This is a genomic window from Bacillus sp. ISL-4, from assembly GCF_018613275.1.
GTDB classification, from domain to species: domain Bacteria; phylum Bacillota; class Bacilli; order Bacillales; family DSM-1321; genus Peribacillus; species Peribacillus simplex_E.
In genome coordinates this window covers 71828-86266 of the sequence record NZ_JAGGQN010000043.1, presented here as the reverse complement: position 1 = coordinate 86266, position 14439 = coordinate 71828, and the positions used below count along the sequence as shown (strand labels likewise).

The window sequence follows — 14439 nt, the reverse complement described above, 5'->3', positions numbered from 1 at the left end:
ATGGATGTAAAACATAAAGAATACCTAGGTGGACGCAGGCATTATAATGATATCGAATTATGGAAGGATGTAACGGAAGAGCAGTGGAATGATTGGATCTGGCAATTGACCAATACGATTAAAACACTGGATGATCTGAAAAAGGTCGTCAACCTGACACCTGAAGAAGAGGAAGGAGTCCGGATCTCGACTCAAACGATTCCGTTGAACATTACGCCTTATTATGCATCATTGATGAATCCCGATGATCCTCGCTGTCCGATTCGTTTACAGTCGGTACCGCTTTCGGCAGAAATGAACAAGACTAGATATGATTTGGAGGATCCGCTGCATGAGGATGAGGATTCCCCTGTTCCAGGGTTGACGCATCGATATCCGGATCGCGTTCTATTCCTTGTAACGAACCAATGCTCCATGTACTGCAGATATTGTACGCGACGCCGTTTTTCGGGTCAGGTTGGCATGGGTGTTCCAAAGAAGCAGCTTGACGGGGCGATTGAATATATCCGGAACACTCCGGAAGTGAGGGACGTGCTAATCTCTGGTGGAGACGGCCTGCTGATCAATGATAAAATCCTTGAATACGTATTGAGTAACTTACGTGCCATCCCGCATGTGGAAATCATTCGGATCGGAACACGTGCACCGGTCGTTTTCCCGCAGAGGATTACAGAAAATTTATGTAATATTCTGAAAAAGTATCATCCGATTTGGTTGAATACGCATTTCAATCATTCACTTGAACTGACGGATGAAGCGAAAAAAGCATGTGATATGCTGTCGATGGCAGGCGTGCCGCTTGGTAATCAGGCAGTCATCCTGGCTGGAATCAACGATAGTGTACATATCATGAAAAAGCTTATGCATGACTGTGTAAAAGCAAGGGTAAGACCTTATTACATTTATCAATGTGATCTATCTGAAGGGATTGGCCATTTCCGGGCGCCGGTTTCAAAAGGACTGGAAATCATTGAAGCGCTGCGCGGCCATACATCAGGATATGCAGTGCCGACCTTTGTGGTGGATGCTCCTGGCGGAGGCGGAAAGATTGCCCTGACTCCGAATTACCTTCTTTCGCAAAGTCCGGATAAAGTCGTTTTACGGAACTTTGAAGGAGTTATCACAAGCTATCCGGAGCCGAAGAATTATGTTGCCGGCAGTGCGGATGCTTACTTTGATGAAGTGTATGGTACTGCGGATAGGAAAGAAGCCGTAGGGATTTCAGCTCTCATGACGGACGAGAAATTCAATTTGGTGCCAGAGGGCCTTCGTCGTCTTGACAAGAGAAAAGCGTATGAAAGCACAGATGAACATGCTTCCTTGAAGGATCGCCGTGATAAACGGGATGAGATGAAGGAAAAATTAAGGCTATCCCAAGAAAAAAAGAACGCCATGGCAGTTAGTGGCTCGGTTAAATCTGAAGGCAAGGAGGAATGAAGATGGATTGCTTGTGGTGCAACGCCCCGAACGTGGAAGAAAGTGAAAAGAAGGATTGTTACTGGATCATGCCTGACGGGAAACGCTCTATAAAAGTCCTCCAAGTTCCAGCCGTGAACTGTCCTGAGTGTGGAATCTATGTGTCCGATTCGATGAATCAAAAGGTGGATGAAGCCTTATCTATATATGATCTGAGTGAATATCCTGATGAGTTCACGTATGATCAGCTTCTTCAGGCACCTATCCAAAAATTATTCAATTGGAAATAGAATGCCGGGAGAAGCGGATGATATGCATCTCTTCTCCCGAATTCTTTAAATAAGGGGGGTACATAATGCCAGTTCAAAAGCTGCCTTTTTTCACCCAGGTGGAGACTGGGGATTGTTATACGATGGAACTCTATCATGATCATGCCAATCAGCGCTTACGCATGGATGATTATCGGGGAAATATCAAAAAAGCGATCGATCGGGCCCTTGCCATCGCAAAGGAGCAGGGCTTCACTAAAGTGATACTTAAAGCCAGAAATGAAGATCTATCAGCGGCATTGGGTCAAGGATTCATGCTGGAAGGCATATTGAGCAAGTATTTCAAAGGGAATGATGCCTATTGCATGGCCTTCTATTTAACGGATGAAAGGCGAACAAGCGACTTTTGGGTCAAGGAAGATAAAGTCATCCAAGATGTAAGTAGGATTCCTAGGGTGATGGAATCCCAGCAAATACCTGAGGATTATATCCTCCGGTTTGCTACGGTTGAAGATGCAGAAGAGCTGGCGAAGTTATATGGTGCCATTTTTGAAACCTATCCTACACCGATGAATGATGAGCGATATATCAAGAAAGTGATGGAGGAAGGCACGATCTTTAGTGTTATCGAATATGAAGGAACAATCGTGAGTGCTGCATCCGCTGAAGTGAATGAGATGTATCACAATGCTGAATTAACGGACTGTGCAACGATTCCCCAACATCGGAAGCATGGTTTCATGAAGGTGCTCATCTCCGCATTGGAACAAGAATTGTTCAGGAAAAACATTTATTGCTCTTATTCATTAGCGCGATCATTGTCAATGGGCATGAACGCCGTCTTTCATCAGCTGGGATATGAATATGGAGGCAGATTAACGAAGAATTGCAATATTTGGGATAAGTATGAGGATATGAATATTTGGGGTAAAGATTTATCCGTCAAGTAGGAGGATTGTTTCTATGGCTAAATACACATGGGTTGATAAAGAAACCTGTATTGCGTGCGGGGCATGCGGTTCAACAGGTCCTGAGATTTATGACTATGACGATCAAGGGATCGCTTTCGTCATCTTGGACGATAATCAGGGGATTGCCGAAGTTCCTGAAATCCTGCAAGATGACATGCAAGATGCTATGGAAGGCTGCCCTACCGAATCCATCCTGATTCAGGATGAACCTTTTAGTTGGTAGAATCGGTTTCTTTTAAGAACTTAATTGATTAATAGATAATGAGCAGTGGGTACGAACGTTAAAAGGAGAGATGACATGACACGCAATTATTTGATTAAGCCTACTTTAGATCATGACTATCCCACTATCTCTCATGGGAATGGAATTTATCTTTATGATATAGATGGAAATCAGTATATAGATGGATCATCAGGAGCGGTCACAGCAAGTATTGGCCATGGTGTAGTAGATGTTGTCGACGCAATGACGGAGCAGGCCCGCAAAGTTTCTTTTGCATATAGGTCTCATTTTACGAGTGAAGCCGCAGAGGCATTGGCCAAAAAGCTAAGTGAGTTGGCTCCAGGGGATTTGAATTGGTCATTTTTCGTGAATAGTGGATCGGAAGCGACCGAAACGGCGATGAAGATCGCGATTCAACATTGGCAAGAAAAAGGGTTTGAGCGAAAAAATCGCATTGTCTCCAGGTGGACGAGTTATCACGGGATCACGATGGGCGCTTTATCGATGTCAGGCCATGTACCAAGAAGAAAGCGTTTTGTTCCGCTATTGGAGGATTTTCCTAGCATTTCGGCTCCCTACTGTTATCGCTGTCCTTATAATAATGAAACTTCAGGATGCAAGCTTCAGTGTGCAAATGAACTGGAGACAGCCATTCAAAGGGTCGGCTCCGAGAATATCGCCGCCTTCATCGCAGAACCCATAATCGGAGCATCCGCTGGTGCTGTAACACCGCCGGATGGCTACTATCAAAGGATTAAGGAAATCTGCGAAAACTATGACATTCTTTTTATCGCCGATGAGGTAATGACGGGAATTGGCCGGACAGGAAAAATGTTCGCGATGGAACACTGGGAAGTCACTCCGGATATCATTGCATTGGGTAAAGGAATGAGCGCAGGATATACTCCAATGGCAGCCACAATGGTTACTGACCGTGTCATGGAGCCCATTTTAAAAGGCTCGAAATCAATCATGGCTGGACACACATATAGTGCAAACCCTCTATCTGCTGCCGTTTCATTGGAAGTGCTTTCCTACATTGAGGGAAATGAACTGGTCCAGGCTGCGGAAGAGAAAGGTCAATATCTGTTTAAGAAGCTGCAAGGATTGGCTGAGAAATTCGACATCATTGGTGATGTAAGAGGGAAAGGGCTGCTCCTTGGGCTTGAGTTTGTCTCCAATCGAATTTCAAAAACGCCATTCGACTTGCAAATCGGCCTGACTACAAGGCTTGTCAATAAGGCTTTTGCTAAGGGGCTGTTAATCTATCCTGCTGCAGGTGCGATTGAAGGAATCGCTGGCGATGCGGTTATCATATCTCCGCCATTAATCATTACGACTGAAGAAATCGATACCCTCGTCAAGATACTGGAAGCTTCCCTCGAAGAGTTGCAGCAAGAATTGCACACGGAAGGTTTGATTGAGGACATGCAGGTTATATAGGAGGAACGATATGAAGCAGGTCATTACGAAGAAAAACAAAATTGTGACCATGGAAGAAGCATTGGAGCATATTTCCGATGGATGCACAATCATGTATGGCGGGTTTGGCGGGGTGGGGACCCCTCCGACACTCGTACAGGGTATCCTTGACAAGGGCGTCAAGGAATTGATCTTGATTGGCAATGATACTGGATTCCCTGACATCGGCATTGGCCGGCTTGTGACTGCTGAAAGGGCGAAGAAAGTGATCGCTTCGCATATCGGTTCCAATCCTAATGCCGGCAGGCTCATGACGGAAGGAAAGCTGCAAGTCGAATTTTCACCGCAAGGGACATTAGCCGAACGGATTCGTGCTGGCGGTGTAGGCTTAGGCGGGGTTTTTGTCGATGTCGGGATTGGTACGATAGCCGAAGAAGGCAAGGACAAGATGGTGATAGAAGGAAAAGAATACTTGGTGGAAACGGCTTTGACGGCTGAAGTCAGCATCGTCCATGCCAAAAAGGCAGACTCGCTGGGGAATTTAGTGTACGACAAGACTGCATGTAACTTCAATCCGCTGGTGGCGATGGCTGGAACCTTCACGATTGCGGAAGTGGAGGAAATCGTTCCTGCAGGCGAATTGGATCCGGAATGTATTGCCACACCAGGCATTTATGTAGATATGGTGATTCCGACAAAAGGGGTGAATTGGAAATGGGCATGGCAGTAGATGTACGAAATCGCATCGCGAAACGCGCCGCCAAGGAAATCCATGACGGATTGATCGTCAATTTAGGCATTGGCATCCCTACCTTGGTGGCCGACCATATACCTCAAGATATTCATGTGCTGTTCCATGCAGAAAACGGAGTTCTCGGTACAGGGCCAAGCCCTGATTCCGGGCAAGAAGATCCTGCCCTCTGTAATGCGGGTGGGTTCCCAATCACCACTGTAATGGGAGCTTCATATTTTGACAGTGCAACAGCATTTGGAATGATCAGGAAAGGATACATCGACATCACCATCCTTGGAGCCCTGGAAGTCAGTGAAAAAGGGGATTTGGCGAATTGGATCGTCCCAGGAAAGCGGGTGCCGGGTATGGGCGGGGCAATGGAGCTTGCCCAGAAAGCCAAAAAGGTGATCGTCCTGATGAATCATGTGAATAAGCAGGGTGAATCGAAGATATTGAAGGCATGTACGCTTCCATTGACGGCAAGGCAGAGTGTGGATTTAATCATTACGGATATGGCTGTCATGGAAGTTACAGAAGAAGGATTGGTGCTGAAAGAAGTCATGGCGCCTTATACCGTGGATGATGTGCTAAGGAATACGGAGGCAACGTTGAAAATCCATGCTGCTGTCAACACCATTGAATAGGTAAGAGGAGGAAAAAAGCATGAATGAGGTTGTCATCGTTGCTGGAGCGCGAACTGCAGTTGGATCCTTTGGGAAATCACTCCGGAATGTTAAAGCTACCGAATTGGGCCGTCAAGTATTGGAAGGTTTAATGGAGAATGCTGGGTTAGGTAAAGAAAAGGTCAATGAAGTTATTTTCGGACATGGCTATGTCCACGGAGGCGGACTTAACTCGGCCCGAATTTCGTCGCAGATGGCATGTTTCCCACACAGTGTCCCAGGCCACGTTGTAATCAAAGCATGTGGATCAGGTTTAAAGGCCATTACCAACGCTGCTTTAACGATCGCTGCTGGTCAAGAAGACGTCATTATTGCCGGCGGAGTGGAGAGCATGAGCAACGTACCTTATATCGTGAAAAATAGATGGGGCGGTAAATTTGGAAACGTAACGATGGAGGATGCTCTGCTGACAGATGGATTAATATGTTCATTGGGAAATGAGCATATGGGAATAACTGCCGAGCGCTTGGCTGAAAAATACGGTATCCGTCGTGAAGAACAGGATCAATTTGCTTATCAAAGCCACAAGAAGGCTTGGAAAGCTATAGTAGAGGGTCGCTTTGATAGAGAAATTATTTCGCTTAAAATCAAGGATCGAAAAGGACTTCAAATCTTCAACCATGACGAAGGGGTACGCGAGGACATTCATCTCGATCAACTAGCCAGTCTTCAAGCAGTATTCAAAAATGAAGGAACCATTACGGCAGGAAATGCCTGTCCTATGAATGATGGAGCTGCAGCTGTATTATTAATGTCCAAGCAGCAAGCAGAAGAAAAGGGATTAAAACCGCTCTTGAAAATTAAGGCTTTCGCCAGTGCAGGAGTTGAACCTGGAGTTATGGGGATTGGACCCGTACCAGCGACTCGAAAGGCATTAGCAAAAGCAGGTCTATCGTTAGAGGATATCGGACTGATTGAACTTAATGAAGCCTTTGCTGCCCAAGCACTTGCAGTGATCAAGGAGTTAGAATTGAATTCGGATATTGTCAATGTCAATGGAGGGGCAATTGCACTTGGTCACCCTGTAGGAGCAACAGGTGCAAAATTGACAGTCACACTGATGCATGAAATGTTGCGTTCACAAGTTAAGTACGGAATGGTAACGTTGTGTATGGCAGGTGGAATGGGACTTTCAGTAATCTATGAGAATATGTGTAATTAAGGAGGATAAATGTGCCGGATATAAAAAAACGGATAAACCAATGGATCAAGGATCATCGGGAAGAAGGAACAAACCTATTGCAAAAAATGGTACAAGCCCCAAGTACGCAAGGAAATGAAGCAGGAGCACAGGCCATCGTCGCCCAAAAGCTGCAGGAAATGGGTTTGCAGATCGATAGTTGGGAACCTGACGGCGGCGAGCTGAAAAAGCATTCTTATTTCTATTCTCCACGCAGTGAATTTTCCAACAGCCCCAATGTGGTAGGTATCATGAAAGGGACTGGAGGCGGACGTTCCATCATTTTGAACGGACACATCGATGTGGTTCCGGATGGGGACCGGGAGCAGTGGGACGACGACCCATATAGTGGAGCGATTAAAAATGGAAGAATGTTTGGTCGCGGTGTAACCGATATGAAGGGTGGAAATGTATCGCTGATCCTTGCGATGCAGGCATTGAAGGAAAATGGCATCCAATTAAAAGGAGATGTCATTTTTCAAAGTGTGATTGAAGAAGAAAGCGGCGGGGCCGGAACATTGGCGGCCGTCCTGAGGGGATATAAAGCAGATGCCGCCCTGATCCCTGAACCGACGAATATGAGGATCTTCCCGAAACAGCAGGGTTCGATGTGGTTCCGAATCCATGTTAAAGGACGGTCAGCCCATGGAGGAACAAGGTATGAAGGCGTTAGTGCGATTGAAAAAAGCATGACCGTCATCAATCATATTCGTGCCTTGGAAGAAAAGCGAAATGCACGTGTCAGTGATCCGCTTTATCAGAACACGCCTATTCCGATTCCAATCAATCTAGGTGTCATTGAAGGCGGTAATTGGCCGTCATCCGTCCCTGACCTTGTGAAAATTGAAGGAAGGATGGGAGTTGCGCCGGAGGAAACGATGGAGCAGGCGAAGGATGAAATGGCCGCCTGGTTATTGCAGCTGGGGGAAGTGGACCAATGGTTCAAGGAAAACCCGCCCGTATTGGAATGGTTCGGGGCACGCTGGGTTCCAGGAGCAATTGATGTAGAGCATGAACTGATGAATGCGCTTGTTCATCAATATCGGCAAGTTGCCGGACAGGATCCTGTCATTGAAGCCTCCCCTTGGGGAACGGATGGAGGATTGCTGACACATGTCGGTGAAACGCCTGCAATCGTTTTCGGGCCAGGAGTAACCGAGGTTGCCCACTATCCAAATGAATACATCCTGCTCGACAACGTGTTCTCCACAGCCGAAATCATTGCCCTTACATTAATTCAATGGTGTGGAATGGAGCCTGAGCATGATGGGGTCACCCAGGCCGGGAATAGGGAGACGATACCAGGCAATGGCAATTAAACTGGATAGTATCCCAGCAAGTGGAGCGAACTATTAAGACTTTCACAAAGCGGTTGTTAAAAACTCTTTTATTTCTTGAACTTTTAACTTTAAAAGAAAATGAGGTAGGAATCATATGGACATGAATCTCATTGATAATCAAGAACCGACAGTTAAAAGGAAACTGAAAGCAAGGCATATGACCATGATTGCCATTGGCGGTTCAATAGGAACCGGATTATTCCTGGCAAGCGGGGCAACCATCCAGAGCGCAGGGCCCGGCGGTGCCCTTGCTGCCTATGCCTGCATTGGAATCATGGTTTATTTCCTTATGACGAGCTTAGGGGAAATGGCGACATATATGCCTGTGTCGGGATCATTTTCCACCTACGCCACACGCTTTGTTGATCCCGCATTCGGCTTTGCACTTGGCTGGAATTATTGGTTTAACTGGGCAGTCACTCTTGCCGTGGAAATAGCTGCAGCAGCCATCATCATGAAATTCTGGCTCCCTGATGTACCCAGCCTTATATGGAGTGCATTATTTCTTGGAATCGTCTTCACCCTCAACGCCCTATCCATTAAAAGCTATGGTGAATCTGAATATTGGTTTGCTTTAATAAAAGTCGTCGCCATCATTTTCTTTATCATTATTGGATTATTGACGATCTTAGGGGTGTTTGGCGGAAAGGTGATTGGATTTGAAAACTTCACAATGGGGGAGGCACCATTCAAGGGAGGATTTTTATCCATCATCTCTATCTTTCTAATCGCGGGATTTTCTTTTCAAGGCACGGAACTGGTTGGTATTGCTGCCGGGGAAAGTGAGAATCCCGAAAAGAATGTTCCGAATGCGATCCGCCAAGTATTTTGGCGCATCCTCTTGTTTTACATCGGGGCCATCCTGATACTCGGCCTCTTGATTCCGTATACAAGTCCAAGTTTGCTGAACGGGGATGTCGAAAACATTTCTGTAAGCCCTTTCACACTTGTCTTTGAACGGGCAGGGTTTGCATTCGCGGCATCCGTCATGAATGCTGTCGTGTTGACTTCCTTACTATCCGCAGGTAACTCGGGACTATATGCTTCAACGCGGATGTTATGGTCGATGGCGAAAGATAAACAAGCTCCCCAATTCCTCGCCAAAGTCAATCGCAGGGGAATTCCGATGAATGCTTTGATTTTAACGGCATTAATTGGCGGGCTCGCCTTCTTGACATCCATTTTTGGGGACCATGTATTTACATGGCTATTGAATGCATCCGGGCTAACCGGCTTCATCGCCTGGATTGGAATCGCCATAAGCCATTATCGCTTTAGACGTGCCTATGTTGCACAGGGTGGTGATTTGAACGAATTGAAATATAAAGCAAAATGGTTTCCACTCGGTCCGATTCTATCATTCGTCCTTTGCATGGGTGTCATTGCAGGGCAGAACTATCAAGCATTCCTAAGCGGCAGCATCGACTGGTATGGCATCGCCGTCTCCTATATCGGATTACCGCTTTTTCTGGCGATCTGGTTAGGATACAAGATTTATCACAAGACCAAATTAATATCATTAAAAGATTGTCAATTTGATAAATCAGATGTGGCTTGATATGAATAGATAAAAACCTGAGCCCTTTGGGGACTCAGGTTTTTTTATGGACTATAATTAGACGATATCGGACGAAAATAGGAATATATCTCCGAAAATTAGAATATATCTCCGAAAATAGAAATATATCTGCGAAAATAGAAATATATCGACGAAAGCGGCAATTATCTATTAGAGTTCGTATTATGGTAATTTTTGTAATAACTCATTTTTTATAACTGAATAATTGGGGAAGGTGTGCAATACTATTAATCTAAGTACTTATATTACTGTGGATGAAAGGAAAATGAGGATGAAAGAGGCTTATCGCGGTTCTGGAATTGGAGTCATTTTCATGGCGGTCTTCGGTACACTGTGGGCAGGTACCGGTATAATGGGATTGCAGGGGTGGGGGTTTCCCTACGTGGAACTCGCAGCCATATTCGTAGGAATCATAATGGTTATCAGCGGCATTTCATTAATTCATGCATCACAAAAAATGTCCAATCAAGTTTCAGAAAATGGAGCTAGGCGTCTGAAGCGTATCGGATTTTTGTTTAATATGGTCTTCATTGCCGAAGGGTTACTGATTGGGATTGCCATTGCCGTCTGTAACTTGATCGATCAGACCGATCTTATACCGGGAGTCATCGCCATTATTGTAGGGATTCATTTTTTACCTTTGGCGTCACTTTTCCAAATCAAGGTTTACTATGCAACAGGGGTGCTTCTCTGTTTATTGGCGCTTATCACATTGCTTATTGTGCCAGATACTGTCATGTTTGGGGAGCATCAAATCCTTGCACCGTTATCCTTGCTCGGCTTTGGCTGCGCGCTAATTCTTTGGTCCACTGGACTAACGCTATGGCTTAGATTAAAGAAATCAAATCGAACGATAGCCGATGAAGATTGAACCAATCAAAAACCCCGTCATGGCAAACGGGTTTTTCATTTTGATTAATTTTTCATCCAGGACAAGAGCCTGACAATTTGAAATGGTTCATTCCAAACGAGAATGAAACTTAAAAGAAAGAATGCAGCCACAGCCAAAAATTTCGACTTTCCTTTTTCATTTTTATACATGGCCCCGAAGCTGCATAACATACCAATAACTAACGCACCGAATCCCGAAAACATAAGCTGCCCGGAGGCTTTTGGTAAAGCAAGGGAACAGCAAAATGATAGTGTACCAATCACTGCAAATACAATAGACCAATTGCTTAAACGTTTCATAGAGACTCCTTTTTTACTAATTATACCAATTCGGTGCTTGCAATGAAATTAAAAAATTTGAGGTTGTCACTTATGGAAATATATTGTAATATATATAACAATATAAAAATCCATTTACATTTCAGAAGCATTGATAAGGACATGAATCATTTTTACGGTCTTCAGAGAGGGAAGGGCAGCTGCGAACTTCCTGGCTTAGGAAACTGATTTACCGCCTTTGAGCCATATCGGTGAACAAGAGTAACTGATATCGTCTAAGCTGCGTTACAAGCTCCAGAGCCATGAGTGTTTCTTGCTTATGGGAAATTGGGTGGAATCACGGGTATAAACGCACTCGTCCCTTACTTAGGGATGGGTGCGTTTTTTATTATTATAATTATTGCCATGATAAGGACATGAATCATTTTTACGGTCTTCAGAGAGGGAAGAGCAGCTGCGAACTTCCTGGCTTAGGAAACTGATTTACCGCCTTTGAGCCATATCGGTGAACAAGAGTAACTGATATCGTCTAAGCTGCGTTACAAGCTCCAGAGCCATGAGTGTTTCTTGCTTATGGGAAATTGGGTGGAATCACGGGTATAAACGCACTCGTCCCTTACTTAGGGATGGGTGGGTGCGTTTTTTATTATTATAATTATTGCCATGATAAGGACATGAATCATTTTTACGGTCTTCAGAGAGGGAAGGGCAGCTGCGAACTTCCTGGCTTAGGGAAATGATTTACCGCCTTTGAGCTATATCGGTGAACAAGAGTAACTGATATCGTTTAAGCTGCGTTACAAGCTCCAGAGCCATGAGTGTTTTTTGCTTATGGGAAATTGGGTGGAACCACGGGTAAACGCACTCGTCCCTTACTTAGGGATGGGTGCGTTTTTTATTATTATAATTGGTGCCATGATAAGGACATGAATCATTTTTACAGTCTTCAGAGAAGGAAGGGCAGCTGCGAACTTCCTGGCTTAGGGAAATGATTTACCGCCTTTGAGCTATATCGGTGAACAAGAGTAACTGATATCGTCTAAGCTGCGTTACAAGCTCCAGAGCCATGAGTGTTTCTTGCTTATGGGAAATTGGGTGGAACCACGGGTAAACGCACTCGTCCCTTACTTAGGGATGAGTGCGTTTTTTTATTACTTAAAAAGGGGTGTTTATGTGATGGGTGAAAAAATGATTAAAGTTCAATTCCCGGATGGGCAGCAAAAGGAATATCCGCAAGGGATGACAGTGGAAAGTGTGGCAGGTTCCATCAATTCAAGTTTAAGGAAAAAGGCAGTAGCAGGAAAGCTGGATAAGCAACTGGTTGATCTAAGTCACAAGCTGAATGATGATGTCAAACTATCGATCATGACTCTGGATTCGGATGAAGGATTGCAAGTATTACGACATACATCGGCGCATGTTTTGGCGCAGGCAATGAAAAGATTGTACCCAAATGTGGAATTGGGAATGGGGCCAGTCGTGGAAGATGGTTTTTACTATGATTTTAAGTTAGACCATCCTTTAAGCTCAGAAGATCTACAAGCTATTGAAAAAGAGATGGAACATATCATAAGTGAAAATCTGGAAATCAAAAGGATCGAAGTGACTTATGAAGAAGCTGTGAAGTTATTCGAGGGCAGAGGGGAGTCATTCAAGTTGGATATAGCAAAGAACATCCCTAATGGTGAAAAATTAACGCTCTACCAACAAGGGGAATTCGTCGATCTTTGCAGAGGGCCGCACCTTCCATCCACATCATTTGTAAAATCGTTCAAATTGACTCGTGTATCTGGTGCCTATTGGCGGGGAGACAATCAAAATGAAGTTCTTCAAAGGGTGTATGGCGTGGCATTCCGAAAGAAAAAGGATCTACAGGAATACTTTGAATTCCTGGAAGAAGCGGCCAAACGCGATCACCGTAAATTAGGGAAGCAGTTGGAGTTATTCATGTTTTCGGAGGAAGCCCCTGGAATGCCGTTTTATTTACCGAAAGGGCAAATCGTTAGAAATGAATTGGAGAAATTCTCGCGGGAGCTTCAGACTGAAGCTGATTACGACGAAGTTCGGACTCCTTTCATGATGAATCAGCGGTTATGGGAACAATCGGGTCACTGGGATCATTACCATGAGAATATGTACTTCACTGAGGTGGATCAAACAAAATTCGCGATGAAGCCAATGAACTGTCCCGGTCATATGCTTATTTTTAAAAACAGTCTTTATTCTTACAGGGATTTGCCAATCCGGATGGCCGAATTCGGTCAAGTCCACCGTCATGAATATAGCGGTGCCTTGAATGGGATGCTGCGGGTCCGTACATTTTGTCAGGATGATGCCCACATCTATGTTCGGCAGGATCAAATCGAGAGCGAAATTAAACAAGTGTTTCATCTGATTGATAAGGTGTACCGCACTTTTGGATTCGAGTATTCCGTGGAGCTCTCGACGCGTCCAGAGGATTCAATGGGCGATGATTCCCTTTGGGAAGCTTCTGAAACAGCCTTGAAAAATGTTCTGGAAAGCATCGGGATACATTATCAAGTAAATGAAGGGGACGGAGCATTTTATGGACCGAAAATTGATTTTCATATAAAAGATGCATTAAAACGAAGCCACCAATGTGCAACAATCCAACTTGATTTTCAAATGCCCGACAAATTTGATCTGAATTACATCGATGAAAATAATGAAAAAGTTCGTCCGGTCGTCATTCATCGTGCCATTTTTGGATCGATCGATCGTTTTTTTGGAATCCTGATAGAACACTTTGCCGGTGCTTTTCCGGCATGGCTTGCCCCGGTGCAAGTACAGATCATCCCTATCTCACAAGTTCATTTGAATTATTGTTTAAAGGTTCAAAAAGAACTGAAGAATCAAGGCATAAGAGTGAAAATTGATGATCGGAATGAAAAGCTGGGGTATAAAGTCAGGGAAGCACAGTTGGGGAAAATCCCATATATGCTGGTTCTTGGAGATAAAGAAGAGAAAGAAAATGAAGTGAATGTCCGGAAATACGGGGAACAAGAAGTTGAAAATGTCGCAATAGAAACGTTCATCAAGAAAATGGCCCAGCAAATAAAAGAACGCAGCATCTAACAAGAAATCAGCCTAATCCGGAACTCACGAGTAAATGTGCGAAACTCACGAGTAAATGCGCAAAACTCACGAGTAAATGCGCAAAACTCACGAGTAAATGCAAACTCACGAGTAAATGCGCGGAATTCACGAGTAAATGCAAACTCACGAGTAAATGCGCGGAACTCACGAGTAAATGCGCGAAACTCACGATTAAATGCTCCTTGGATTAGGTTTGGATAAAAAAAGACAGCCGAATAAATCGGCTGTCTTTTTCTATCTACAAATCCATACCCAGCCAACGCCCTGAATGAACTGCTGGAAACAGTTACCACCCGGGCCGCCGTGACCGCCGCCCTGGCCGCCGCCGTGACCGCC

The 14439-nt window shown here is 44.7% G+C and carries 14 protein-coding genes and 4 other annotated features; of the genes, 12 read left to right on the top strand and 2 right to left on the bottom strand.

Annotated elements, in window-relative coordinates; all coding sequences use genetic code 11:
- The 11 genes from kamA (at position 1) to J7J00_RS23000 (ending at position 10687) form a co-directional block, all read left to right on the top strand.
- A complete protein-coding gene (kamA, locus tag J7J00_RS23050; protein WP_214794954.1) occupies positions 1-1437 on the top strand; it encodes a lysine 2,3-aminomutase in 1437 nt (478 codons plus the stop codon).
- Positions 1438-1439: 2 nt separating this feature from the next.
- On the top strand, positions 1440-1706 hold the full coding sequence (locus J7J00_RS23045; RefSeq protein WP_214794913.1) for a YokU family protein: 267 nt from the start codon (positions 1440-1442) through the stop codon (positions 1704-1706).
- A gap of 65 nt (positions 1707-1771) precedes the next feature.
- A complete protein-coding gene (gene ablB / locus J7J00_RS23040; RefSeq protein WP_214794912.1) occupies positions 1772-2635 on the top strand; it encodes a putative beta-lysine N-acetyltransferase in 864 nt (287 codons plus the stop codon).
- Between the two features lie 13 nt (positions 2636-2648).
- Positions 2649-2879 (top strand): ferredoxin, encoded by a 231-nt coding sequence (locus J7J00_RS23035; protein ID WP_214794911.1) that lies wholly within the window; start codon positions 2649-2651, stop codon positions 2877-2879.
- 75 nt (positions 2880-2954) lie between these two features.
- Complete coding sequence (locus J7J00_RS23030) at positions 2955-4322, top strand: aspartate aminotransferase family protein (RefSeq protein WP_214794910.1); 1368 nt, start codon at positions 2955-2957, stop codon at positions 4320-4322.
- Between the two features lie 10 nt (positions 4323-4332).
- The gene (locus J7J00_RS23025; protein WP_214794909.1) at positions 4333-5031 is read left to right on the top strand and encodes a CoA transferase subunit A; all 699 of its coding nucleotides are present in this window, start codon (positions 4333-4335) and stop codon (positions 5029-5031) included.
- Positions 5016-5678: a 3-oxoacid CoA-transferase subunit B gene (locus J7J00_RS23020; protein ID WP_214794908.1), complete on the top strand. Its 663-nt coding sequence runs from the start codon at positions 5016-5018 to the stop codon at positions 5676-5678. The genes J7J00_RS23025 and J7J00_RS23020 overlap by 16 nt, the downstream gene beginning before the upstream one ends.
- 19 nt (positions 5679-5697) lie before the next feature.
- A complete protein-coding gene (locus J7J00_RS23015; RefSeq protein ID WP_214794907.1) occupies positions 5698-6879 on the top strand; it encodes a thiolase family protein in 1182 nt (393 codons plus the stop codon).
- 11 nt (positions 6880-6890) lie between these two features.
- Positions 6891-8216 carry a peptidase gene (locus tag J7J00_RS23010; RefSeq protein ID WP_214794904.1) on the top strand — a complete coding sequence of 442 codons (1326 nt, stop codon included), beginning with the start codon at positions 6891-6893 and terminating at the stop codon, positions 8214-8216.
- A gap of 115 nt (positions 8217-8331) precedes the next feature.
- Positions 8332-9795, top strand: a complete 1464-nt coding sequence (locus J7J00_RS23005) for an amino acid permease (RefSeq protein ID WP_214794902.1) — start codon at positions 8332-8334, stop codon at positions 9793-9795.
- Between the two features lie 286 nt (positions 9796-10081).
- Positions 10082-10687 (top strand): DUF7010 family protein, encoded by a 606-nt coding sequence (locus tag J7J00_RS23000; RefSeq protein ID WP_214794900.1) that lies wholly within the window; start codon positions 10082-10084, stop codon positions 10685-10687.
- A gap of 44 nt (positions 10688-10731) precedes the next feature.
- Here J7J00_RS23000 and J7J00_RS22995 read toward each other — a convergent pair whose 3' ends face one another.
- Entirely contained in the window at positions 10732-11007 is a 276-nt protein-coding gene (locus J7J00_RS22995) for a hypothetical protein (RefSeq protein ID WP_214794898.1), read from the bottom strand.
- A gap of 121 nt (positions 11008-11128) precedes the next feature.
- Positions 11129-11352 (top strand) — a binding site (T-box leader).
- A gap of 30 nt (positions 11353-11382) precedes the next feature.
- Positions 11383-11606 (top strand) — a binding site (T-box leader).
- A gap of 34 nt (positions 11607-11640) precedes the next feature.
- Positions 11641-11862 (top strand) — a binding site (T-box leader).
- A gap of 30 nt (positions 11863-11892) precedes the next feature.
- Positions 11893-12114: a binding site (T-box leader), on the top strand.
- A 60-nt stretch (positions 12115-12174) separates the two neighbouring features.
- Between J7J00_RS22995 and thrS the strand changes: the two genes are divergently transcribed.
- Positions 12175-14082 carry a threonine--tRNA ligase gene (gene thrS / locus J7J00_RS22990; RefSeq protein WP_396020603.1) on the top strand — a complete coding sequence of 636 codons (1908 nt, stop codon included), beginning with the start codon at positions 12175-12177 and terminating at the stop codon, positions 14080-14082.
- Here thrS and J7J00_RS22985 read toward each other — a convergent pair.
- On the bottom strand, positions 14079-14439 hold a 361-nt coding region (locus J7J00_RS22985; RefSeq protein WP_214794894.1), incomplete at its 5' end, for a hypothetical protein. The genes thrS and J7J00_RS22985 overlap by 4 nt on opposite strands.